This window comes from Comamonas sp. B-9, from assembly GCF_000410635.1.
Taxonomy (GTDB): domain Bacteria; phylum Pseudomonadota; class Gammaproteobacteria; order Burkholderiales; family Burkholderiaceae_C; genus Comamonas.
In genome coordinates this window covers 1-207 of the sequence record NZ_APCR01000553.1, presented here as the reverse complement: position 1 = coordinate 207, position 207 = coordinate 1, and the positions used below count along the sequence as shown (strand labels likewise).

The 207-nt window shown below is 64.3% G+C and carries 1 protein-coding gene; it reads right to left on the bottom strand.

What is annotated here, in order from left to right:
* Positions 1–207: DUF6531 domain-containing protein (locus H928_RS26270; protein WP_043338826.1), on the bottom strand; the 207-nt coding region annotated here is incomplete at both ends.

Sequence of the window (207 nt, the reverse complement as noted above, 5' to 3'; positions counted from 1 at the left end):
GGCGCTTGCCTGCATCGATATCCGCAGCTCCATCGGCAGGCCCCAGCCGTAACCGAGCATGCCGCAGTAGCCGCCTTGTTCGGCATTGACGTAACTACTGTACTGGCGCTGCCAGACGAGCGGCATGGCGCCGGGCAACGCAAAGTCGAGGTCAGAAGCACCGGACAGAACCTTGGCGCCTAGCTGCGGGTTGACGGGGTTGCCGAC